The organism is Sheuella amnicola (assembly GCF_010499255.1).
Taxonomy (GTDB): Bacteria; Pseudomonadota; Gammaproteobacteria; order Burkholderiales; family Burkholderiaceae_B; genus Zwartia; species Zwartia amnicola.
The window spans coordinates 209,131-233,417 of the sequence record NZ_JAAGRN010000003.1; the positions used below are offsets into that span (position 1 = coordinate 209,131).

At 49.2% G+C, this 24,287-nt stretch carries 19 protein-coding genes and 1 tRNA gene; 11 read left to right on the forward strand and 9 right to left on the reverse strand.

Annotation, left to right across the window (positions count from 1 at the left end):
* Position 1: 1 nt before the first annotated feature.
* Positions 2 to 2,764 (reverse strand): autotransporter outer membrane beta-barrel domain-containing protein, encoded by a 2,763-nt coding sequence (locus tag G3I67_RS15130; RefSeq protein WP_163652475.1) that lies wholly within the window; start codon positions 2,762 to 2,764, stop codon positions 2 to 4.
* A 605-nt stretch (positions 2,765 to 3,369) separates the two neighbouring features.
* Between G3I67_RS15130 and G3I67_RS05805 the strand changes: the two genes are divergently transcribed.
* The gene (locus tag G3I67_RS05805) at positions 3,370 to 4,638 is read left to right on the forward strand and encodes an MFS transporter (protein WP_163652477.1); all 1,269 of its coding nucleotides are present in this window, start codon (positions 3,370 to 3,372) and stop codon (positions 4,636 to 4,638) included.
* Here G3I67_RS05805 and G3I67_RS05810 read toward each other — a convergent pair.
* Entirely contained in the window at positions 4,622 to 7,249 is a 2,628-nt protein-coding gene (locus tag G3I67_RS05810) for a bifunctional diguanylate cyclase/phosphodiesterase (protein ID WP_311197053.1), read from the reverse strand. The two genes, G3I67_RS05805 and G3I67_RS05810, sit on opposite strands and share 17 nt — an antisense overlap.
* On the opposite strand from G3I67_RS05810, the gene G3I67_RS15065 reads away from it, so the two are divergent.
* Positions 7,205 to 7,330 (forward strand): hypothetical protein, encoded by a 126-nt coding sequence (locus G3I67_RS15065; protein WP_260074260.1) that lies wholly within the window; start codon positions 7,205 to 7,207, stop codon positions 7,328 to 7,330. The genes G3I67_RS05810 and G3I67_RS15065 overlap by 45 nt on opposite strands.
* A 259-nt stretch (positions 7,331 to 7,589) precedes the next feature.
* Here the strand turns inward: G3I67_RS15065 and hemN are convergent, their stop codons facing one another.
* The 3 genes from hemN to G3I67_RS05825 all read right to left on the reverse strand — a co-directional run bounded on the left by hemN (position 7,590) and on the right by G3I67_RS05825 (position 11,216).
* Positions 7,590 to 8,987, reverse strand: a complete 1,398-nt coding sequence (gene hemN / locus G3I67_RS05815) for an oxygen-independent coproporphyrinogen III oxidase (protein ID WP_163652481.1) — start codon at positions 8,985 to 8,987, stop codon at positions 7,590 to 7,592.
* A gap of 13 nt (positions 8,988 to 9,000) precedes the next feature.
* On the reverse strand, positions 9,001 to 10,254 hold the full coding sequence (locus tag G3I67_RS05820; protein ID WP_163652483.1) for an NAD(P)H-dependent flavin oxidoreductase: 1,254 nt from the start codon (positions 10,252 to 10,254) through the stop codon (positions 9,001 to 9,003).
* A gap of 110 nt (positions 10,255 to 10,364) precedes the next feature.
* Positions 10,365 to 11,216 carry an IclR family transcriptional regulator gene (locus G3I67_RS05825; RefSeq protein ID WP_163652485.1) on the reverse strand — a complete coding sequence of 284 codons (852 nt, stop codon included), beginning with the start codon at positions 11,214 to 11,216 and terminating at the stop codon, positions 10,365 to 10,367.
* Positions 11,217 to 11,379: 163 nt separating this feature from the next.
* Here G3I67_RS05825 and G3I67_RS05830 point away from each other — a divergent pair, with 163 nt between their 5' ends.
* The 8 genes from G3I67_RS05830 to amaB are packed head-to-tail and all read left to right on the forward strand — an operon-like array spanning position 11,380 to position 19,619.
* Positions 11,380 to 12,444 carry an ABC transporter ATP-binding protein gene (locus G3I67_RS05830; RefSeq protein ID WP_163652487.1) on the forward strand — a complete coding sequence of 355 codons (1,065 nt, stop codon included), beginning with the start codon at positions 11,380 to 11,382 and terminating at the stop codon, positions 12,442 to 12,444.
* The gene (locus G3I67_RS05835; protein WP_163652489.1) at positions 12,441 to 13,295 is read left to right on the forward strand and encodes an ABC transporter permease; all 855 of its coding nucleotides are present in this window, start codon (positions 12,441 to 12,443) and stop codon (positions 13,293 to 13,295) included. Before G3I67_RS05830 ends, G3I67_RS05835 begins: the two co-directional genes overlap by 4 nt.
* A gap of 4 nt (positions 13,296 to 13,299) precedes the next feature.
* On the forward strand, positions 13,300 to 14,094 hold the full coding sequence (locus G3I67_RS05840) for an ABC transporter permease (RefSeq protein ID WP_163652491.1): 795 nt from the start codon (positions 13,300 to 13,302) through the stop codon (positions 14,092 to 14,094).
* Between the two features lie 32 nt (positions 14,095 to 14,126).
* A complete protein-coding gene (locus G3I67_RS05845) occupies positions 14,127 to 14,411 on the forward strand; it encodes a (2Fe-2S)-binding protein (RefSeq protein WP_163652492.1) in 285 nt (94 codons plus the stop codon).
* Entirely contained in the window at positions 14,408 to 15,829 is a 1,422-nt protein-coding gene (locus tag G3I67_RS05850) for an FAD/NAD(P)-dependent oxidoreductase (RefSeq protein WP_235931720.1), read from the forward strand. Before G3I67_RS05845 ends, G3I67_RS05850 begins: the two co-directional genes overlap by 4 nt.
* Entirely contained in the window at positions 15,826 to 16,947 is a 1,122-nt protein-coding gene (locus G3I67_RS05855) for an NAD(P)/FAD-dependent oxidoreductase (protein ID WP_163652494.1), read from the forward strand. Before G3I67_RS05850 ends, G3I67_RS05855 begins: the two co-directional genes overlap by 4 nt.
* A gap of 57 nt (positions 16,948 to 17,004) precedes the next feature.
* Positions 17,005 to 18,093 carry an ABC transporter substrate-binding protein gene (locus G3I67_RS05860; protein ID WP_163652496.1) on the forward strand — a complete coding sequence of 363 codons (1,089 nt, stop codon included), beginning with the start codon at positions 17,005 to 17,007 and terminating at the stop codon, positions 18,091 to 18,093.
* A 14-nt stretch (positions 18,094 to 18,107) separates the two neighbouring features.
* Positions 18,108 to 19,619 carry an L-piperidine-6-carboxylate dehydrogenase gene (gene amaB / locus G3I67_RS05865; RefSeq protein ID WP_163652498.1) on the forward strand — a complete coding sequence of 504 codons (1,512 nt, stop codon included), beginning with the start codon at positions 18,108 to 18,110 and terminating at the stop codon, positions 19,617 to 19,619.
* On the opposite strand, the gene G3I67_RS05870 is transcribed toward amaB, so the two are convergent.
* From G3I67_RS05870 to G3I67_RS05885, 4 genes are all read right to left on the reverse strand, one after another.
* A tRNA-Leu gene (locus tag G3I67_RS05870) sits at positions 19,620 to 19,704 on the reverse strand.
* A 45-nt stretch (positions 19,705 to 19,749) separates the two neighbouring features.
* Complete coding sequence (locus tag G3I67_RS05875; protein ID WP_163652500.1) at positions 19,750 to 20,118, reverse strand: Rap1a/Tai family immunity protein; 369 nt, start codon at positions 20,116 to 20,118, stop codon at positions 19,750 to 19,752.
* 17 nt (positions 20,119 to 20,135) lie between these two features.
* Complete coding sequence (locus G3I67_RS05880) at positions 20,136 to 21,392, reverse strand: DUF3300 domain-containing protein (RefSeq protein WP_163652502.1); 1,257 nt, start codon at positions 21,390 to 21,392, stop codon at positions 20,136 to 20,138.
* A gap of 109 nt (positions 21,393 to 21,501) precedes the next feature.
* Entirely contained in the window at positions 21,502 to 22,560 is a 1,059-nt protein-coding gene (locus tag G3I67_RS05885) for a serine hydrolase domain-containing protein (protein WP_163652503.1), read from the reverse strand.
* Positions 22,561 to 22,729: 169 nt separating this feature from the next.
* On the opposite strand from G3I67_RS05885, the gene G3I67_RS05890 reads away from it, so the two are divergent.
* A complete protein-coding gene (locus G3I67_RS05890; RefSeq protein WP_163652505.1) occupies positions 22,730 to 24,286 on the forward strand; it encodes an ABC transporter substrate-binding protein in 1,557 nt (518 codons plus the stop codon).
* Position 24,287: the final 1 nt, after the last annotated feature.

The window sequence follows — 24,287 nt, forward strand, 5'->3', positions numbered from 1 at the left end:
ATCAAAACTGAATCCTGACACCCACATTCACGGCACCGAGCGTCTGGCCACTGCGCGCTTCGCCAGACAATCCGGCAAATGCATACGCATGATCAGAAATTTTGGCAGTGCCATACAAGCCAGCCTGCACAAAGGTTGATCCTGCATTCGGCGTACTGATGTTGGTACCCATCCCTGCGATGGATGCATTCAAGTTCGGATTTAACACACCTGATGTATCTGCACCGACAGCTACATAAGCTCTATACGTGTATTTTTCAGTCATGGGATCATTGGCTTTCGAACCTACCGCCACGCCCAGCATCCCTCGCACACCATCTCCTGTGTAGCGATCGACACTTAACGCTGAAGCCGCATCGCCCTCTTGGACACCTGACTGTGAAACGATCTGCCACGTCACCCGAGCAAATGGCGTGACACGAAAATCGTTCACATCAATTGGACGACTCAACCCTAGGCTGACAAGAGCATCATTTCCTGAAACCGTTTTGTTTCTGAAACCGTTGCTCAAACCAGTGATATCCCCGCGAGATAAATCACTTGAGTTCAAGGCAAAGCTTGCCATAGCATCCACTACATAATCATCCAGCGGCATCTTGCCATAGGCAAAGACTGAGCCTTGCTGGATGGTGCCCGAACCAAAAGTGGGATTGAGCGAGGTGCTGGAGAGCGCAATACCGCCACCGACTCTCATACCCTTTGCGACATAAAAGTCTGAACCGAACACTAGTTGATAAAGGTTACTGTTCCAGCCACCCGAATAACTGTCACTGCTGCGATTACCTTTCTGATAAGCAAGATCACCCCAGATGTTGCCATTCATCAGCGATTTGTATTCAGTATTGGGCTCGACGCTTGGATTGCTGCTAACGGTTGAGGGCGCTAAACCCCCAGATAACGCCACATTGCTTGATGTCATCAGGGCTGAATTGCCAACTGGTGTCATAGCATTGGGTACGCCAAGACCCATCGTATCGCCCAGACGTGTCAACACGGCTTGCTGTACACGCTGTGTAGTTTGTGCGATCACGGCAACAGCTGCGGAATAGACCTCACCCGCAAGACTTTGAGCATAGGCAACCAGACTGCCCGCATTTTGCGTAGAACCTGCATAAAGTAATTGATCCTGCGCATTGGTCGATACACCTGCCTGAGTGGCAACGACCATTCTGTCCAACGCCGCGCCGATCGACTGAGCATTCTTGTTGCCCGAGTTCACAGCGATTGTCGTTGCATAGGACTTCGGAATCACGGCTAGATCAAGGCTGTTGGTGCCGTCCATGTTATAGAAAGGCAGAAACTGGATATCAGAAGTCAGTTCTGCAGGTTGCGTGACCGTCGAAAATTTACCCGAAATACCACCATCAGCCGTCACCATACGAAACCGATCACCTAGAACAGGCGTGTATGGCGTACTGCCATAGCCAGGTTCAACCTCGTTAAACAGATTCGACAAGGCGGGAGTCAGTGTTGAACCAGAGTTGATGATGAACTGGCCACCTGTAATATTCAGATACGAATAATATCCAGTGGCTCCAACCGGGGATGAGACGCTGGATTGCATCGTGCCTGCAATATCCTGCTGGTACACAGAACCTGTCGTCATGGTGACGTTTGCACTTGCGCCAATATAGCCAGGTGAGTTACCGGGCTTGAATAAACCCGCTACCGTCACGGGGCCTGAGATGCTGCCCGTACCCATCAGTTGTGCGCCCGGTGCAACATAAACCTCACCCGAACCCAATGTCCCACCAAGTAAAGAAAGGGTTCCAGACTCTACGGTCGTACCGCCCGTGTAAGTGTTCGCACCTGATATAACGGTCATGCCAGTACCGTTGAAGGTCACTTTGCCGGGTCCAGACAATGTACCGGAAAGCTGTGCAGCACCACTTGTTGGTGCAGAAATGGCTCCCCCTTCACTTAAAATCGATAGGGACTGACTTGAACGTTCACCTTTTGTCAGAACGATCGTGCCACCAGCAAGTACGGGGTTGACTGTCACTCCGATACTGCTCATTCCTACAGTGGTACCGTTAGTGACATTAGTGACCGCAGATGTAGTACTGGAATTATTTGTGCCATCACCTGTGGCAGGGCCACCAGTCACTACCAAGTTCCATCTTGTACCGGATACGTTGACTAGTGACCAGTTGTAGTCACCATATGTACCAGATGTACTACCTACAAGATTGATTGATGGTACTCCAGTTAAAACTGATGAGTAGGTGCCTGCGGTCAATATTGATGCTGCCACACCAGTCACCCCACCCGAGTAGATGCCAAAAGACATCGTTGACGATGGAGTTGAGGCTGACAGTTGCCCGTACTGTGTGGGAGACTTCACAATGATGTTATAGCTGGTTGGTAGTTTTCCGTAGTAAGTCAATGCTGTTGTCGAAGCACTTGAACTGTTGCCACCTTGACCATTATTAAACGTACTGATCGTTCCTACGGTTCCTGACGCTGGATTTGCATAAACACCAAACCCACTGGTGCTACTGATCGCCCCAGCGTTCGTAAAATTTGTGATGATTGTATTACTTGAACCGCCAATCTTGATGCCTGAGTTACCCGCACCACCTCCACTCACCGTACCCGTATTGATAAAGTTGGTGACGTTACCCGAGTAATTGTATATGGCGTGAAAATTAGTACTTGAAAGCGTACCGCTGTTATTGAGTGTAGTGAGGCCTGTGCTTCTGGTGCGTATTGGATTGCCTGTACTCGTATCCCTAATCGTTCCAGTATTAGTGATACTCCTCACAGTATTGCTCAAGTTGGTATAGATACCAAAGCTACCCGTAGTCGAGATTGTTCCGTTGTTTGTGACTGTTGATCCAGATCCGGAAAGCGTTACCGCCGTTGTTCCCGAGCTTGGTTGAAGTGTAATGTCAGTATTAATGGTTACTGCACAGTTCGAGGTGGCACCATCGTTAATGGCTGTCGAACTGTTGCTAGAAACTGTGATGGGACAAGATGCTCCAACTGCTGCTGCGAAACTAGAATACACACTTAGAGATGCTGCTGACAAAATAATTCTTAGATTTAACTTCAATTTGATTCAAATACGCTTAGTAGATTTGTGTTGATTTATATTTATTTATGACCATTAAAATGAACATAACTTTATCAGCCATAAGGCGTACAACGATAGTTGTTTAGCGTACTTCTTTTTGATTTTGGTGGATTAATTTCGAATTGTTTAAATGACACAACACGTTAAGAGCAATAACTCACGCCCAATTTTTTAGCTCGCATAAATAAGCCACTTGAAAAGATAGGATGACGAGACTTTCCACAGCGTTAGGATCAGCATTTAAAAGACTGGAAAGCGTAATATCACGAATTTCCGGATCTAGATAAATACCAATGTCACAGCTTACGCACCGCGACGTCAAAACATTAGGGCTATCCGCTTTAGGTGGTGTGCTCGAGTTCTATGACTTTATTATTTTTGTATTTTTTACAAAAATAATCGCTCAATTGTTCTTTCCTCCGGACATACCCGATTGGTTGCGTCAACTGGAGACATACGCGATCTTTGCTGCGGGCTATCTTGCTCGGCCACTTGGCGGAATCATCATGGCGCACTTCGGTGACATGATGGGGCGAAAGAAAATGTTCACACTCAGCATTTTTCTGATGGCGATACCAACACTTGCGATCGGACTCATGCCTACTTATGCGACCATAGGAATTTGGGCACCTATTTTCATGTTGCTATGCCGAATTATGCAAGGCGCAGCGATTGGTGGCGAAGCCCCGGGAGCATGGGTGTTTGTGGCTGAACATGTTGCTCCACGCCACATCAGCTTTGCTTGCGCCTTGTTGACATCCGGATTAACAGGCGGAATTTTATTGGGAGCTGTCGTTGCCGCTGCGGTAAACGCATCCTTTCAACCAAATGAATTGCTTGATTACGGCTGGAGACTTCCTTTTATCCTTGGTGGGATTTTTGGGATGATTTCAGTTTGGCTACGACGCTGGTTGCACGAAACGCCCGTTTTTCAAGAGTTGCAATCAAAAAGAGCGATTTCGGAAGAAATCCCTCTGAAGACAGTCCTAAAATCTCACCGATCTGCTGTGATTTTGACAATGTTATTAACGTGGCAGTTGTCAGCGGCTATCGTCACCATGATTCTGATGACACCGGCTTTGCTTCAGTCATTACATGTCACGGATGCAAAGCTCGCACTTGAGGCAAATATCATAGCCACCCTCACATTGACGATCGGATGCGTATTTTTTGGTGCTCTAGCCGGTAAGTTCGGGGCGGGGCGTCTATTATTTATTGGCTCATTGGGTTTAGCCGTTACTTCAATTTATTTTTATCGACAAATATTGGTTTCAACCGAGCAGATCTTTATTCTCTACGGTCTGTGCGGATTTTTTGTTGGCGTGATCGGTACCATTCCCGCAGTGTGTGTCATGGCATTTCCGGCAAGCATACGTTTTACCGGATTATCGTTTTCCTACAATATCGCCTATGCAGTTTTCGGTGGCTTGACACCGGTCCTTGTTAGCTTGTTGTTACCGTTTAATCACATGGCGCCCGCTTATTATGTTGCTGCCCTAAGCGTGCTAGGTATGCTCGTAGCTTTACACTTGCTGAGTAATCGAGTCAGGGCGAGTGTTTAGCTGCAAGATAACCTTCCAGTTCATCGATTGGTAACGGACGACTGAAAAGATATCCCTGATACAACACGCATCCTAATGCGAACAAGGCATTACGCTGCGCTTGTGTTTCAACACCTTCTGCAATCACGCTAAAACCAAGCGTCTTACCTAGTTCAATCACTGTTCTGGCGATTGCTTCATCATTACGATCTACCAAAATATCACGGATAAAACTTTGATCGATTTTCAGTTGATCCAGAGGCATACGCTTCAGATAGGATAATGATGAAAATCCGGTTCCAAAGTCATCCAGTGAAAACTGGACACCGATCCCTTTTAACAACTTCATTTTTTCAATCACACTTTCGGCTTGATTGATCAAAACGCTTTCGGTGATTTCAAGTTTTAGGTTATGCGGCTTAGCACCCGTCCGATGAATAGTATCCATAACCATCGGTACAAAATCCACTTGATTGAACTGGCTGGCACTTACATTGACGGCAATGGTCAAATGAGCGCGTGAAGGGATAGAACTCCATTGGACCAACTGTAGACAGGCCTCTTCCAACGCCCAAATCCCAATCGGCAATATCAACCCTGTTTCTTCGGCCAATAAGATGAAATCGGCAGGCGGAACCATTCCATACTGAGGACTTGACCAACGTATGAGGGATTCTAAGCCAACGATTTGGCCAAACTCATCAACCTGAGGCTGATAATGAAGAATAAATTGATTGTTACGCAAGGCCTCACGTAAATTGGACTCCATTGTCGCGCGGGCACTCACCTCCAATTGCATTCTACGATCATAAAAACGATAAGTATTTCGCCCGGCCGATTTAGCCTGATACATAGCAAGTTCGGCTCTATTCAGCGCTTCGGAAGCTCGTTCATCCTGATTTCCAAACAGCGTAATACCTAAACTACAAGTAGTGAAATGTTCCAGTCCGCTCAAATAATAGGGTTGAGATAAAACAGTTAGGACTTTATCGCCTATCGATTGCGCCTGCGTAGTCGCCAACTCTTGCTCACCACTTAAATGTTGAAGCAAAATCAGGAACTTATCGCCCCCAATTCTCATCGCAATATCATCAACACCTACAACTTCTTTGATACGTCTAGCAACTTTTTTAAGAAGCAGATCACCCTTGTCATGTCCAAAGCTTTCGTTAAGCGACTTGAAATTATCTAAATCTATATAAACAAGAGCACATAATTCATTTTTCGCAACACTATCGGAAACTGACAGCTTAAACTGCCTATCAAAAAATTTACGGTTAGGCAAACCGGTCATGGTGTCGGTATACGAAAGCTCTTGTATTTCGATCAAGGCGGCTTTGCGCATGGATATATCATGCGTCACTGCAAGCAGACACAGCTCACCGTTCAATTCGATCGTATTGCCAGAAACGATTGCAGGTATGAGTCTTCCATTTTTCTCGATAAATGTAGTTTCGAAACTTTCACAACGACCGGTCAAACGTAATTGCTCCATGAAGGATGTGCGGTCTTTTAGGTCGTGCCAGATGCCCAGTTTTATGGAAGGAATACCGACAACCTCATCTCGTGTCCACCCGAATAATTTGGTAAATCCATCATTGACGTCAAGATAGCAGCCGTCCGAAAGCCTGGTGATGGTCACTGCATCAGGACTCGTACGAAACGCAACGCGGTGAAGCTCGGTACTTTCCTGCAAAAGCTTTTGCCTGTTTGCCAGGTCAGCAAGCAAACCATTAAAAGCTTCGATCAACTGTCCAATTTCATCGTCTCGACCATAACTCAACTTCAACTCAGTCTGATTAACATCTCGAGACATGGCAAGCCGAGCAGCTACGCGCTGCAAAGGGGCCAATTGGCGCCCTAGGACCCACCAGGTTAAACAGCCAGCTATCAACGTAAATAAAAAAGCTGCCAGAAGTATATTGCGCTCCAAATTACGTATTGGTGCAAATGCAATACGCGAGGGCAGTACGATAGCCGCATACCAACCAGCAACAGGAATGGATTTAACAGAAGCCAGCACCTCTTCATTAAGAGGATTAGTGAAAACCATTGTGCCTTCGAACCCACGGATAAATCGATCCAAGGGGACATTGACACCTTCCGGCGGCAACAACTCCATCGTTCTATTTTCTTCAGACGCCTGAACAATCAATCGATTTCTGGTGTCTACGATTAAGAACCGCTCATCTTTGTTTAGATATGTCTTGTGTAACGCGATCAGTGCGTTTGACTCCGACAAATTCACAATGCTGGCCAAAACCCCAATTACTTTTTTGTCAGAATCAAAAATCGGAACGCCAAGTCCCAAAATAGGGGTATTTAATCTGCGACCAATAACCGGTCGCCCAACAAAAGGTTTACCCGAACTGAAAACCTGACGAATATAATCCCGGTCTTCATAGCTGACGCCTACCCTGCCTGCACTACTCGGAACCGAGGCAATCGCTACGCCATTCATATCCACAACGAATGCCCCGGCATTGAATCGATCCTGCAATAAAGGCTGACGCTCCAGACTGACTTGAAGCGCGTTACCATCTGTCATCATTTCCGGACGAATGTTTACTGCAACACGGTTAAGCGCATGCAACGCGTTTTCGATTTCGTGATTGACTTCAGCCGCCAGCACCGATGCTGTCAAGTACTGTTGATTGCCAAGCAGGTCATGGATATCACGTTTCAGCGTGCGATCGGCATACAAAACCAGTGACCATATGCTGGTCAAAAAGATAACCAACGTGAGCAAAGTTACCCGAGTCTTAAGGGAATGCTTTTGCCGCCAGTTAAATTTCGAAAGAGTCTGCTGTGTCAAAGTATTTTCTAAGTATGAACGTGGCTAAACAACGTTTATTTGATGATGATAGCCCTGTTTTACTCAGAACATAACTTTCAAAGTTATGAAACACGCAATGTTACGTTTTTACAAACATAACTCCTAAACGATCAACACAAAAATACTATTTTTTTGCTCAAATCACTTTGGAATATTTGGCGTGCGTTTTGGCATTGCGTAGATACTGATCAAAACGCATCGCAACGATTCTTGCTAAAAAACGACCTCTAGGCGTGATCCGGATAACGTCTGAATCAATAACAACAAGCCCATCTGATTGCAATTCGTTTAACTGCGTCAAATCCTCGGCAAAATACTGCTGAAAATCAATATCCCATTTCGATTCGAAAGATTTGACATCCACTTCCGACTGACAAAGCAGATCATGAATCACCGAACGGCGAATGTTGTCATCGCGTGTCGAGACCAAACCTTTGATCAATGGCAGTTTGCCCTGATCAAGGTCCTCATAATAAGCATCCAGCTCTTTTTGATTCTGAGCATAAACATCTCCTACTCGACTGATCGCAGACACGCCAAGCGCGACCAGGTCGCAATCGGCTTGGGTCGAGTAGCCCTGGAAATTACGCTGCAAAGTTCCTTGATCCAAAGCTTGCGCCAACTCGTCCTCAGGCAATGCGAAATGATCCATTCCGACGTATACATAGCCGGCATTCAGTAGAGTCGTGACAGCAAGCTTCAGCATGGCAAGCTTCTCTGCAGGCAAAGGAATATCGGCTGATTCGATGCGACGCTGTGGCATAAACCGCTCGGGCAAATGCGCATAACTATATAGCGCGATCCTATCGGGCCGCCACGCCAACACTGTAGTCAATGTCGCACGCATTGTTTCAACGGACTGCAAGGGCAAACCATAGATCAAGTCGAGATTGATCGACTTAAATCCCAAGGCCCTTCCTTGCTCTAGGACAGCCTGTGTCATTTCAGGCGGTTGAATGCGATTAACCGCACGTTGAACGGCTGGATCAAGATCCTGCACTCCAATGCTCATTCTATTAAAGCCGTAAGAGGCTAACAGGGATAGCGCGCCGTTATTCAGTCTGCGAGGATCAACTTCAACCGAGCATTCCGCGTTTTCGGAAAAATCGAAATTGGCGTGAAGCATCTTCAGTAGACGCTCCATTTGCTGATTTGTCAGAAATGTTGGTGTCCCGCCCCCAAGATGCAATTGACTCACTTGAGGCTGTATATCGAATTGCGCACAAACCAATGCGATCTCTTTCTCGAGATAATCAAGATACTGGTCAGCACGACCTCTATCCTTGGTCGCAATCTTGTTGCAACCGCAGTAATAACAAACCGTGTCGCAAAAAGGCAAATGCACATAAAGGGATAAGGGTTGACTCTCACGATCTCGTTGACGCAACTGCAAGGCTTCTACATATTGCTTTGCAATCGAGCCCGTTGTGAAACGATCCGCCGTCGGATACGAGGTGTATCGGGGACCACTGCCATCGTGCTTCACGATCAATGCCGTATCGAACTCGACCGGACTTAATTGAGATAAATGCATACTGCGTCTTCCATCAAACTGTCTGCGCAGAAGCGCGACCCAACCCCAGCGGCATAAAGCCGTGCAACAGGTACTCGATCAGCTCATTGACCGGACGCATCACCTGACCGAATGGTAAAGACCCGGCGCCCCTGAAGAAAAGGCCTTTGCCAATATCACCTTTTAGCGCGGAAACCAGCTTTGTATCAATGCAAAATTGCCCGATCCGACTGATGCCATCTCGCAAGCCGCATTGGGTCAAACAATCGGCACGTTGGGCGCAACGCCTGGGATCAGCCTTAGCGCATGCCTGCATTTGAACTTCATGCTTACGATACTGATTCAACCAGTTAGTTGCAACGGCACGAGCAGGCAATCCGGCTACGCTTACAAACTCTGTCAAAGCTTTCGGATCGGCCTGCATCAAAACACGCTTAAATTCCTGATGCGCATCGCCCTCGGTACTGACTGCAAAAGCCGTACCCAGCTGAACGCCGCTCGCACCCGATCCAAGCCAATGACGCACTTTTTCATGACTATCGATACCGCCCGCTACTATCAAAGGTGGCGCGTCGGCTCCAAGTTCCAATTCATCGAATAATGCGTGACATTCCGAAAGTACGGTTTCGAAGTCGAATCGGGTTGCATGAAGATCATCGACTTTTGCGGCACCAAGATGGCCACCTGCATATCCCGGATGCTCGATGATGATCGCAGCAGGAAGATGGCCTTTTTTAAGCCATTTTTTAAGCAAGATGGCAACGCCACGAGATTCTGAAAGAATGGGAACCAATGCCATTTTCGGAAAATCGGCAACCATCTCGGGCAAGTCCGTGGGTAATCCTGCCCCCATCACCAGTACATCAGCACCGCTCTCACAAGTTTGCCTCACCAGTTCAGGATGCTGCCTTACAGCTTTCATGACATTTACCGCGATCAAACCACGACCTTCAGATAAAGTACGAGCGGCTTTGATTTCACGATCCAATGCGATCAGGTTGACCTTGTCGATCAACTCGCGATCCCTGCAACGATCGGTTTGTTCCATCAAGTCGGGGTGATGGTGTCTTAAATCGATGCTTGCGATCGTGCCCATTGCGTTTTCGCGAGCAACTGTACCGGCAAGCGAATGCGCAGAGACGCCTACACCCATGCCGCCCTGGACAATCGGAAGAATCTTCTTTCCCGCCAGGGATAGTGGCTTAAACCAGGACGCAGACTGGAGCTGATTTTTAAGTGCTTGATTAAAAAATGAATTTTCTAAATTATTGAATAATGAATCAATCATGTGAACTTTCCTTGCGATGCGATAAATTAAGGCCTAACTCGCTTGGAAAGCACCGATCATCTGATGTTTAGTTGATCCATCACAAACTTTTGATCAAAAGCCCGACTAAATTACTCAATTTTTGATGCGTTGTTCGCTGCAAAATTCTTAGTGGGCTTACGTATCGTCGTATCAAAAGGATTGATTTGAGTGCTGAGCGATTTTGCCTCGCGTTTAAGCAACTCCACAACCGTAGGCAATCGGTCCGCGTTCAATCTCCCGGACAACGTTCCTACGCTTAATGCAGCTACAGGCCGACCGGTGCTGTCAAAAATCGGCACGGCCACACCCGCCATCCCCTCGATCAAGCCATTATTCTGGGCAGAATAGCCCTGTTTTCGGACTTGATCGATTGCAGTGCGCAGATACACCTCATCAAAGGTGCCCAGTTCTCTTAATCGTGGAAGATTCATGCGAATTATTTCTTCTCGTTCAATTTCCGGTAAAAATGCCAGAATCGCAACGCTGCCTTGCCCTACTCCCAAAACGACACGACCACCAATATCACCGGTAAATGATCGAATTGGAAGAGGTCCCTCGCAACGATCAAGACAAATTGCGTCCAGACCGCTTCGCACCAGCAAAAAAATCGTATCGCCCAAACTGATGCTGAGTCGAATCAAAACAGGTCGACATAAATCCCGCAAATTCGATGGATGTGCAGCCCGCGCGGCGAGCGAAAAAAACTCGAGACTCAAACGGTAATGCTTGGTTGACTCATCCTGCTCCACCACTTGTTGCTCAATCAATGCCTGAAGCATTCGGTGAACTGTGCCTTGAGTTAACGCGGCCAGTTTTGCAATCTGCGTGACGCGCATGCCTTGCGACGGACCATCAGCCAATATCCTGATCAGGCTGAAAGCACGTTGGATCACACTTTTACCGGATCCTTCAGATATAGCTTCAGAATTTTTGTTGCTCATTATTGTTTTATTTTGAAATAAAAAAGTAAATTAATATCAATTAATTTTATTCAATGGAATATATCAAAAATTAATATCACTGAGCGGAATACTGCAAACCAATTTGATTGACCCCTTAAATTTTCTGGTGCAAGATCATTCGGAATGCATACGGGAGTTCTTCATGTCGTTTCTGTCACTCGCTCATGTTTCAAAGCTTTATGGCAAAAACTACGCCGTTGAGGATTTGTCTCTTGATGTGCAGAAAGGCGAATTCGTAACTCTTTTGGGGCCTTCCGGCTGCGGCAAGACCACGACTTTGCAAATGATTGCCGGCTTTGCCGAAGTGACGAGCGGGTCAATTTCACTTGATGGACGTGACATCACTCATGCCAAGCCTAATGATCGGGGACTGGGCGTTGTATTTCAAAGTTATGCGCTGTTTCCTCACATGACCGTTCATGAGAACGTGAGTTTTGGTCTGGAAATGCGCAAGACTCCGAAAGCCGAACGATTGGACCGAATCAAAACAGCGCTGGGACTGGTTCATCTGGAGGCGTACGCCGACCGTTATCCTAGGGAATTATCCGGGGGACAGCGCCAACGTGTCGCGCTTGCGCGAGCGCTCGTGATCGAACCGCAAATCCTTCTGCTTGATGAACCCTTGTCCAATCTGGATGCGAAACTGCGCGAGGAAATGCAATTCGAGTTGCGCAGGATTCAACGCAAAATCGGAACCACTACGATCATGGTGACGCACGACCAATCCGAAGCCATGTCCATCAGTGATCGGGTTGTTGTGATGCAGGCGGGCAAAATCACTCAAATCGATCATCCGCACAAACTCTATGAACATCCTCGCTCAACATTCATTTCCACTTTCGTCGGCAAGGCTAATTTGCTCAAAGGATTGATTAATAAAACAGGAGCAGCCGGACATGTCGACATTAAAAAAATTGTTATTGAAGTCGCGAATCTTGCTGGAGAAAATGGGCAAAGTATTTGTCTGAGTCTTCGACCCGAAAAAATCACGATCAAGCCATCCGGCCAAGGTCGGGTTGATGGCGTGGTTTCTGTCAGATACTTTTTGGGTGATCGCTGGATCTATTATTTCAACACTGCGCTAGGCGAATTAATTGTCGTTACACCTAATTCGAATCAGGATCAATTGATCGAAAACTCGCGCTGCGGTCTCTGGTGGGAGCCCGACTCACTTAAAGTCGTCACAGAGCAGGATGCAATGCAATGATCAGGACGAACAACTTCCGTCCCTGGCTAATGTCCACTCCCGGCATCCTGGTGTTTGCCGGACTACTGATCATTCCGCTCATTTTGACCGCAACACTGTCATTTAGCGTGTTCGATCATGCGACAGGCGTAAAAAACGAATTCACGCTCGAGCATTATCTTACCGTTCTCACCGACCCCTACTATCACGGAATTTTCTGGCGAACAGTTTGGATTTCAGCGCTGACCGCATTCATCTGCATGTTGATTGGTGTACCGGAGGCATACATACTGAGCCGCATGCGCACACCATGGCGAACAATTTTTCTTCTGATATTGTTGGCCCCACTTCTGGTATCGGTCGTTGTCAGATCCTTTGGCTGGAGTATTTTGCTTGGCCCCAAAAGTGTTGTGCATGACATCTTGCATGCTATCGGTGTAGGCAGCGTCAAAATCCTCTATACGGAAACGGCTGTCATTATCGCCTTAGTGCACGTGATGCTACCCTTTATGGTCATCCCGGTCTGGACCTCCCTGCAAAAACTGGATCCTGATGTGCAGAATGCGGCTCTATCGCTGTCGGCATCGCCACTGACCACCATGCGACGCATTATCCTGCCTCAAATCACGCCAGGAATTTTATCCGGCACGCTGATCGTTTTCGGACTAAGCGCAAGCTCATTCGTGATACCGGGTTTACTTGGCGGAAGACGATTAAAGATGGTGGCAACCATTGTTTACGACGAATACTTGCATGAATTGAACTGGCCTCTGGGCGCAACAGTCGCACTGATACTGCTAGCGGTCAATTTATTGATTATGGTGACCTACAACCGATTGCTAGAAGGTCGCTATAAAAAGGCACTGGGTTGATGCAATGAAAAACAATGGACCCCTCGCCCTTGCTTTCAATGCGCTCGTTGTATTGTTCGTCCTCGCTCCGCTGATTGTTGTATGCCTTGTGGCTTTCACGCCCGGCATCAGCTTGAGCGTGCCTACATCGTCATTTTCGATTCGCTGGTTCAAGGCTGTATTCGCGCACTCTGATCTGATGCAATCATTTAGGAACAGTTTGTGGCTGGGATTCTTTTCCGCAAGCATTGCCACGCTGATCGCCGTCCCCGGGGGCCTGGCAATCACGCGCTTTAACTTCAAGGGCCGGGATTGGCTCAATGGATTGTTTTTATCTCCATTGATGATTCCTCACCTTGTTCTGGGAGTGGCATTGCTGCGTTTGTTTTCGCTCATCGGTGCGACAGGCAGTTTCATCTGGCTTGTTTTTGCCCATGTATTGGTGATCACTCCTTATGTTCTGCGGCTTGTGATCGCGGCTACAGTCGGCTTCGACCAATCATGCGAACAGGCCGCCAAATCATTAGGCGCAAGCAATTTCACGACTTTCAGACGAATCACATTACCGATGATCTTACCCGGCATCACCGGCGGATGGTTGCTCGCCTTCATCAACAGCTTTGATGAAGTCACCATGTCCATATTCGTCACGGCGCCATCAACCGTCACTCTCCCCGTTCGGATGTATATGTATGCCACCGAGTCTATCGACCCACTGATGGCAGCAGCATCGGCTTTGATCGTGTGCTTTACCCTTGTCGTCATGGTGGTGATTGATCGGCTATACGGTCTGGACAAAATATTGGTGGGTGGAAAGTGAACTCTTCAAGCATCCCTTCTTTGCAATCTCCCATGTTCAAACGCCTGAAGGAAACAGGTCGCGAGCCGATTGCGTTCAAATTGAACGGCCACTTCGTGCAAGCCCTCAAGGGCGATACGGTATTAACTGCGATTCTTACCAATCAAGGGTTTCTCAGGCATAGTGATCATCAAAACCAGCCTCGGGCAGGATTCTGTCTGATGGGTGCATGCCAAGACTGCTGGGTCACCCTCGAGTCCGGCGAACGTGTGCGCGCCTGCACCACCGCCATCGAGCCGAATATGCATATCGTGACCAACTTCGGATATCCCCGATGAGCAATGCAAGTAAATTCGACATGATCAAACCTGTCATCGTCGGCGCAGGGCCTGCTGGCATACGCGCTGCGCAAACATTGGTTAGTCACGGTCTACGCCCGACCGTGCTGGATGAGTCACCTTCATGGGGGGGGCAGATCTACCGACAACCTTCCGTCCACTTTAAGCGCACCAAAAAAGGGTTGTACGGTTTTGAAGCCGGCCGTGCGGATTCAGTTCATCAAGCAATGGCCGAAATACTCGACCGTGTGGACTATCACCCTGACACACTGGTTTGGAACGCTCAGGACAATCAACTTGACACCCTTAGCAGTGGAAAAACATCCGTATCAAGTTATAGCCACCTGATTCTTGCCACGGGCGCAACTGACAGGGTTCTGCCGTTCGAGGGCTGGACGCTTCCAGGCGTATATTCCCTAGGCGCGGCACAAATCGCACTAAAAGCTCAAGGCAATTCAATTGGCGATCGCGTGGTCTTAATGGGCACGGGGCCTTTGCTGTATCTGGTCGCGTATCAATATGTCCGTGCGGGAGCAAACGTTGTTGCCGTGCTTGATACCTCCAAACGCAAGAGTCAAGTCGCCGCAACCGGCTCCATGCTCTCATTACCAAGCGTTCTGCTTAAGGGCGTTTACTACATTGCATGGTTGCGCGCACATGGCGTGCCTCTGTTTGAAGGAATCAACCCCATTCGCGCATCCGGCCATGAAAGAGTAACCGGAATCGTCTGGGAAGATGATCGGGGCAATCACGAGATTTCTTGCGATGCGATTGGATTCGGGTATGCATTACGGTCCGAAACTCAGTTGGCCGACATTCTAGGCTGTCGTTTTTCATTCGATAGACTTCAGCGCGCCCATCTCCCCGAGCGGGATGAGTGCGGAAGATCGAGTATCGACGGGGTGTATCTGGCTGGTGACGGCGCCGGCATCATGGGTGCCGATGCGGCTGAAAAAGCCGGAGAACTCGTCGCATTGACCTTGATCTCAGACGCTCAACCTAGCTTAATACATGAAAAAGACCGCACGAGAATGAAAGAATTGCAGTCAGAACTAAGCAGGATCAAACGATTCCGTCTTGGACTGGAGCAAGCCTTTCCGTTTCCGCAAAACTGGGCTAATCAAACTCCCGATGATCTCATCATATGTCGTTGCGAAGAAATCTCCGCGGGTCAAATCAGACAGGCCGTTCAAGTGAACGGAGCAATCGAAATCAATCGTGTCAAAGCGCTCACTCGCGTCGGCATGGGACGATGTCAATCGCGCATGTGTGCCGCAGCGGCAGCCGAAATCATCGCTGACTGTGCCGGAATCGATATCAGTGAAGTCGGCAGATTGAGAGGGCAACCACCAATTAAACCGATCCCCTTTGTCACCGAACAGCAAACGGGCGAAACGCAGATTCGAGACAAGCAATGACGCAACACGCACAGACAACAGAGGTGGTCATTGTAGGCGGAGGTATTGTCGGTAGCGCAGCCGCACTCGCTCTTCGCAAAATGAATATCGCAGTCACCCTGCTAGAACGCGATTTATGCGGATCACATTCAAGTGGTGTGAACTACGGCGGCGTGCGTCGCCAAGGAAGAACCATCGCTCAACTCCCGCTTGCAGCCCGTTCGCACGAGATCTGGGGGCGATTGAAAAACTTGATAGGCATTGATGGCGAATATATTCGTTCGGGCCACCTGAAACTTGCACGTAGCGAATCCGATCTTGCATCGCTTGAAAACTACCGAAACAATACGCATGGGTTCGGCATGGATCTGCGCATGCTGGGTGCAGCGGAATTACGCAAACAGTACCCTTGGCTAGGTGTTCGCGCAGTGGGCGGCTCGTTATGCCCCGAGGATGGTCATGCCAATCCCCGACTGGTTTCACCGGCATTTGCTGCTGCAGCCGCACAAGCCGGCGCAATCATTCATGAGCGCACTTGCGTAGAAGAAATTCAGCACGATGGTGAGCGATTTCATGTGCTAACAAACAATGGGCTTGAGATTAAATCCCGGTTTCTATTGAATTGTGCGGGTGCATGGGCGGTCAATATCGCGAAGCAATTCGGTGAATCCGTACCGATGCAATCCATACATCCTGTCATGGTAGTCACCGAACCGCTGCCTGCTTTTATGAACTTGAGTCTGGGAGTCGAGGGCGGCGGGGTCTATGCGCGCCAAGCCCCCAGCGGTAATTGTGTCATCGGCGGTTCAAGGGGATATGCGCTGGATGACAAGCGGGCTCGGCCCAGCCGTGCTGCGATTGATCTGGTTCTGCAGCAAACCGTCGAGTTGCTCCCATCATTACGACATGCGCACATTATTCGCTCCTGGAGTGGTACAGAGGGTGACTTACCGGACCGTCAGCCGGTTATTGGTTTGAGTCGAACGACACAAGGACTTATTCATGCTTTTGGTTTCGCGGGCGCAGGGTTTCAGACCGGGCCTGCTGTAGGAGAAGTACTCGCAGAACTCGTGCGCGATGGCAAAAGCACCACGCCGATCGATGCGTTTGGCATTGAGCGTTACACGCAACACCTATGACCGCAGCACAATAAACTTTCCATCAAGTAACCGTACGCCCCAATAAAGGAGTCATTCATGAAAAACAGCGATAAAAGAATTAAATCCGCACATACGATTATTAAACAGTCCGCCCTTGTACTGGCGATCGCCTGCGCCGGGGCTTGGTCAACTCCATCCATGGCGCAAAGCAAAACCCTTTACATTGGGATGAATGGCGGAATCATGGAAAAAACCTGGGTCGAACATGTCTTTCCCGCGTTCGAGAAAGAAAACAATGTGAAAGTTGTCGTTGTGCCGGGTACTTCGTCAGACATTTTGGCCAAAGCGCAAGCAAACAAAGACAAACCGCAAATGCATGTCATGTTTTTGGATGACGGCGTCATGGTTCGCGCAATCGGCATGGGGCTGTGCGAAAAAATGCAGCCAAGTGCGAATCTCAACGAAATCTATCCCGCGGCTCGCTTTAAGGATGACATGGCGGCCGGCGTCACAATGGGGATGACTGGTATTTCGTACAACAAGAAAATGTTTGCCGAAAAAGGCTGGGCACCTCCCACCTCATGGATGGATTTAGCTGATCCGAAATATAAGGGCAAGGTTTTATTTCAATCCATGCCATCCTCTTCATTTGGTCTTCATGGCTTTTTGATGTTTAACCGTATTCAAGGCGGAAATGAAAAGAATGTGGATCCCGGCTTCAAAGCTTGGCCAAGCAAAATCGGCCCGAACGTGCTGGAATACATTCCCAGTTCGGCCAAAGTATCCGAGATGATGCAAAACGGTGAAATCGCGCTTGCCCCCCTGACCCCGACCTCTGTCGCGGTTTTGCAGGACAAAGGTGTTCAGATCGAATACGCTCAGCCCAAAGAGGGATCGGTGGTTCTGATGGTGGCCGAATGCGTCATCGCTAAAAACAGCGAACCTGAACTATCGCAAAAACTCGCTGCGTACCTGCTCTCGGCAAAAGCGCAAGAAGCTGGATTGCAATACGGCAGCCAGATCCCATCCAATCCCAAATCCCAGGCTGTTGGTGATATCGCCCAGTCTCGACTTAAAAAGTTCGTTTCCTATATGGAAAACGCCGTCACAGTCGACTGGGATGCCATCAATGCAAACAGACCAAGCTGGAATCAGCGCTGGAACAGATCAATCGAATCCAAATAGGACGGAGTAAAGAAATGACGCACGCAAGCACGATTCAGAAGATTTTCAAGGACATTGGGGTCGACTATCGCGATAGCACCGATAGCAACGCCCTTGCCGTCCATACCCCGATCGATGGATCGTTGCTTGGTCGCGTCAAATGCACCAATCAATCCGAGGTCGCAGCCGCCATTGCACGAGCACATTTGCGTGCCCAATCCTGGCGAAACGAACCCGCACCAAGACGCGGAGCCGCAATCCGTGCATTTGGCGAAATCGTGCGCCAGCATAAATCCTCTCTGGCGCAGTTGATCACTCTCGAAGCCGGAAAAATCACACAGGAAAGTTTGGGTGAAGTTCAGGAAGTCATTGATATTTGCGAATTCGCACTCGGCCTATCCCGCCAACTCTACGGCCTGACGATTGCCAGTGAACGTGCAGACCATAAATTGCTCGAAACCTGGCATCCGCTCGGCGTGGTTGGTATCGTATCGGCCTTTAATTTTCCGATGGCGGTTTTTGCCTGGAATGCTGCACTGGCGATGGTCTGCGGCAATACACTGGTCTGGAAACCATCGGAGAAAACACCACTCACGGCAATGGCCTTGAATGGCCTGTTGCTGAAGGCTTGCGCCAGCGAAGGTTTCGAGCCCCTCGGGATGAGTGAGTTACTAATAGGCGATCGTGAAGTGGGAGCCACCATGGTTGCCCATCCTAACGTCAAGCTTGTAAGTGCAACAGGATCAACCGCAATGGGGCGCGAGGTTGGTATTGCCTGCGCTTCACACTTTAAGCGTTCTCTGCTTGAGTTAGGCGGCAACAATAGCGCGATCGTGACACCTACGGCAAATCTTGACCTTGTTGTCAGGGGTGTGGTTTTTTCAGCGGCGGGAACCGCCGGGCAACGTTGCACAACGCTACGTAGATTGTTCGTCCATCGCTCGATTTACTCGAAACTTGTTCCCGCTCTTGTGCGTGCTTACGCAGGTCTTCCAATCGGGGACCCTCGCGATCCAGGAACGTTAGTCGGACCGCTGATAGACGAACGATCGTTCGCAGCCATGCAAACTGCGCTTGAACAAGTCAAGCAATCGGGAGCAACCGTTCATTTCGGAGCAAGGGAAATCGTGCTAGGCGAATCAAGCTTTTATGTGCGTCCATCCATCGTGGAGATGCCTGAACAATCGGGTCCGATGCTGAAGGAAACCTTCGCACCCATTCTTTATGTCACTCCATACGATGATTTTGAGCAGGCGATCGAGATGAACAATGAGGCGAGCCATGGCTTGTCTTCGGCTGTGTTCACTCAGGACTTGCGGGAGGCTGAAATATTTACGTCGGCCCGAGGTTCTGATTGTGGCATTGCCAACGTCAATATTGGCACAAGCGGTGCCGAGATCGGTGGTGCATTCGGAGGGGAAAAAGAAACGGGCGGAGGTCGCGAATCTGGCTCGGACGCCTGGAAAGCCTATATGCGCCGCGCAACGAATACGATCAATTATGGATCATCACTGCCGCTTGCACAGGGAATCAAGTTCGAAATCTGATGGTGCCTCGAGCCGGAATCGAACCGGCACGCCCTTAGGCTGCAGATTTTAAGTCTGCTATGTCTACCAATTTCATCATCGAGGCAAAACAACAGGCAGCATTGTACAGAATCTGCCCGTTGTTCGCTTTTTATCCCTTACAAGGGAAACGAACCGGCAGGAATTTCAACACGGTTGAGGCGGCATAATCCTTGTCATACTGAGGATTTGCACGCGTCCATCTGATGAATTCGGCCAGAACCTCGGAGCGCGTCACCCCAATGCCCTCTTTGGGAATACAAATGGTCTGGGGAGTTTTAGGGTCGCGTGTCACGACGTGCCCCTGGTAAACCCCTTCGCCATAGCCGAAACAGAAGGTTTGAGCCAACTCGTCTGCCGGATCCTGACATAGCGCCACGAATTTTTCCGTTGACACATCGGCCAATGGCAAAGTTTGTGCGCCAGCGTGCATGGCCGGCAAAAACGCAAGGGCAGTCATTGCAATGTATTTCTGAATCATGTTGTTTCCTTTAACCCTTAGCGCCTAAATCCACCAAAATGTCCGCCACCGAAGCCGCCGCGACCGCCACCAAAGTTACGCTCGCCGCCACCAAAGCTACGGCTGCCTCGATCCTGGCTCCAATCGCTACGCCCCTCGCTGCGCAACTGATTTTCTTGTGATGCTTCACGCGCCATGTTGGGACTTGCTTTGTCTTGCGACCAATCGCTTCTACCCTGCTGCCTTAACTGGCCTGCTTGCTGTTTTTCTTGGGCTGAAGCATGGCTATTGAAGGTGTTTTGCGCATTTTCACGGGCCTGTTGAGCACGTTGCCTGTCTTCGGGGGTTGCGTTATTGCGCCAGTCATTCATCGCGCGCTGCTGACGTTCGATGTTGTTGCGATCAATTCCGCTCTGGTTGCCAAACCTTTGGTTCAATGCAGTGCTTCCATAACTGACGCCGTCACGGTGCGCAGGGTTGTGTGTCCAATCGCTTGTGTTACCCAGACGCTCTGAGGACCAATTGCTTGCATTGTTGAAGTTGCGATTAAAGTTGTTGAACGTATTGTTGTTAACCGTAATCGACCCGCTTCCCCAGTGAGGTGTGGACCAAAGCGCGGCACCAACCGCCATTCCCAAACCGAAAGTCATCAACCCCCAAGCTGGGTTATAAGCCGGATAAGGTGGATAGGCGGGGTATGGCCAAGCACCGTAAACCACTGTCGGGTTATAGGCTGGTACATACACGACCTGTGGATTGGAAGGAGCGATAATGATTTCGGATTGCGGATTGGTTGTCACCTGTATCTGCTGGTTCGACTGCAAGTTGCCGGCCTGCTTAGCCTTGGCACGCAAGACCTGGATAGCTTGCATCACATCCTTAGGCTGGGCAAGATAGGCATTGCCAAGTTGCTGTGTCCAGTCAAGCTTGTTGCCGAGCATATTCAGGGCGTCGGGAAACGATATCAGCGATTTAACGCTGTTATCCCACGTTTGATTTTTAAGGGCATCTTGCAGCTGAGTGTCCGACAAACGATTATTGCCACGCAACCAGTTGGCGGCCTCTGCTACTTCAAGCGGATAGGTCGATGCCATAAGCATCTGCGACAAAAGCGAGTCCGGATACAAAGCAATCGGCGAGACCAGCGACTGTAATTGCGGCGCTGACAGATTGCCGGATTGTTGAGCGGATTGCGCATGAGCGACTGAACTAGGGTTCAACCCGGTCAGTTCGCCTCCAACACCAATGGTCAGGGCCAATGCCGCCGACGCTGCAGACAAGACAAATTTACGCATGAATATCCTTCAATGCTCAAAAGTGGGTTTTGGTAGGCGCATCATAATGCAAGCATGAGCAACATGAAAGTTACCAAATAGACATGTAAAAAAGGGGAACTTTTCCAGTTCACCCTTTGGTAATCGCCTGGAATACTTTGCCGAAAAATTGATCCGCAAAGGCCGAGTTCAACCAGCGCACGATGACGACCATGCGATTTTCGGGTTCAATCCATGTAAATGAGCTACCTGCCCCGACTCCGAAATAGCTCGATTCAGGCACCGAAGGAAATACTTTGCGATCATGGTTCAACCAGACCAAATATCCGTAATAGGGAGCCAAGGCGCAAGGTTTTTGCATCCGCTTGATCCAATCTGCCGACAAAACCCGTTTGCCGTCTCTTGCAACCCCTTCATCAAGAAGCATTTGTCCGACCAGTGCCTGATCTTCACTGCTGATGGACATTCCACCACCCCAGTGTGACCCTCCGGGCACGGACTGCACGCGACGACCGGCAATCTCCACCCATGCATCGTCGTAGCCAACCCAATTCCAGTCCTCGGATGCACCAATTGGGCGCATGATAGCCTCACGAAATACTTCGGGTAACGGTCGCTGAAATAGATGCAACAACGCCAGGGACAATTGATTGATACGAACGTCGTTATATTCCCAGTATGTGCCGGGAGCTTGCAGGGGCCGGGCATCACCTTTCTTACCATTGGGCTTATCGCCAAATGTCACGGCACGATAACGGTCAGCCTGATCGGAAATGCCGAATAATGTTCCCTCCCACTCGCTGGTTTGTTGCAGCAAATGCTCCCAGGTAATCAAAGCATTATTGCCTTGGTCAAAACCAATTCCCTTCAGTGTTTTGCCGATGGGTTCATTCAGGTTTTTAATCAATCCGCGATCAAAGGCCACGCCCGCGAGCAGCGCCAAATACATTTTGGCAACACTAAACGTCAGATCCGCGCGTTTGGGTTCGCCCCATGACATGACCGTTTTTCCATCGACCAGAATCGTGCCGGAAACCGGACCACGGGAATGCACTGGACCATAGAGTCGATTCCATGGTGGTGGATCATTCTGATGCACTCCCCAGACTGGACCATTGCAGTCACGATCCCAAACCGTTTCATGCTCGATTGCAAACTGCACTGCTTGCTGCAAAGCAACATTCGACATATCACGCCTCTTTTAAACTGGTGAAAACCCATGGTTGTTGATACATAGCCTAAGATATACCATGTAGGCACTCTGTGAGCGACAGGTTTATGAAACATCTGGCATGCAACTTGCTTGAGTGTTCATTATGTAGCTCAATCAATTTGTACCAGGACTTTAAAGGACTCTTATGAAGCGGAATGTTTCTACAGCGGCATCGGTCTTGCCCCTCAACAAGGCCAAGCTTGCACTATCGGCGTGCCTGCTTGCCGCCTGCACGCTCAGCCCATTTGCTCACGCAGGTAAAGCCAACAATACATTAGGCATGGCCTACGATCAGGCCCCGGAAAACATTGACCCCTACTTTAACAACGTTAGAATCGGCGTCATCATCGCCAACAACGTCTGGGATACGCTTGTCTACCGAGACCCTCGCACTGGTGGATACTCGGGGCAGCTGGCAAAAAGCTGGAAACAGGTCGACGACCGCACCCTCGAGTTCGATCTGCGTGAGGGAGTCAAATTCCATAATGGTGAAGATTTTGATGCCGATTCGGTGGTCTACACTCTCAACTTCGTGGCCGATCCAAAAAATAAAGCTACAACCCAATCTAATGTGCGCTGGATCGATAAAGTCGAAAAAATCGACAAATACAAAGTCCGCATCATCAGCAAAGAACCTTTTCCGGCAGCTATCGACTATCTATCCACCACGCTTGCAATCCATCCCGCCAAGTACTATCAGGAAGTCGGTCCTGCAGGCATGAACGCCAAGCCGGTAGGCACGGGTCCGTACAAAATCATTGAACATGTGCCCGGCAAATCAGTCACGCTTGAACGCAATGCAAACTACTTCAAAGACTCTCCAAAGTCCCAGCCAACCATTAACAAGGTGAGAATCCGCTTCTTGCCCGATCGTCAGACCCAAATGGCGGAAGTCATGTCCGGTGGCGAAGACTTCATTATGCATGTACCTAAGGATCAGGCCGAAAAGCTGAAAGGACTGCCGCATTTGCAGGTCCAATCCGGCAATACGATGCGTATTGTGTTCTTGTCCCTGAATTCGCTTGATAACACCCCTGCTCCCGAACTCAAGGACGTTCGCGTTCGTAAAGCCATCGCTCATGCAATCGACCGTGAAGCCATGCTCAAGAACATTGTGGGTGGCGGAGAAATCATCAATACCATTTGCACGCCTGGACAGGTTGGCTGCACTAGCGAAGGCGCGACCGTTTACAAATACGACCCGGCCCTGTCGAAAAAACTTTTGGCAGAGGCCGGATTTCCGAACGGTCTATCGCTCGACTTCAATAGTTATCGCGAACGCAATCAAGCCGAAGCGATGATCAACTATCTACAGGCAGTCGGCATCAAGGCTAAGCTGAATTTCATGCAATATGCAGCCATGCGTGATCTGGCCAGATCGGGCAAGGTATCTGTTGCCCATCAAACCTGGGGATCAAACCTGATCAACGATACCTCTGCATCTACACCGGTTTATTTTGGTGGAGGCGGCGATGATTTGACTAAAGATCCCGAGGTCATCAAATTGCTCGACAAGGGGGATCACACCATCGATCCCAAAGAGCGCAAGGAAATTTACGGAAAAGCCTTGGCGCTTATTTCCGAAAAGGCCTATGCCGTTCCACTTTGGACGCTGCCTGTCTATTACGTTGCGAACAAGGATGTGAAATTTACGCCTTATCACGACGAACTCGTCAGATTCTGGGAAATGGGCTGGAAATAAT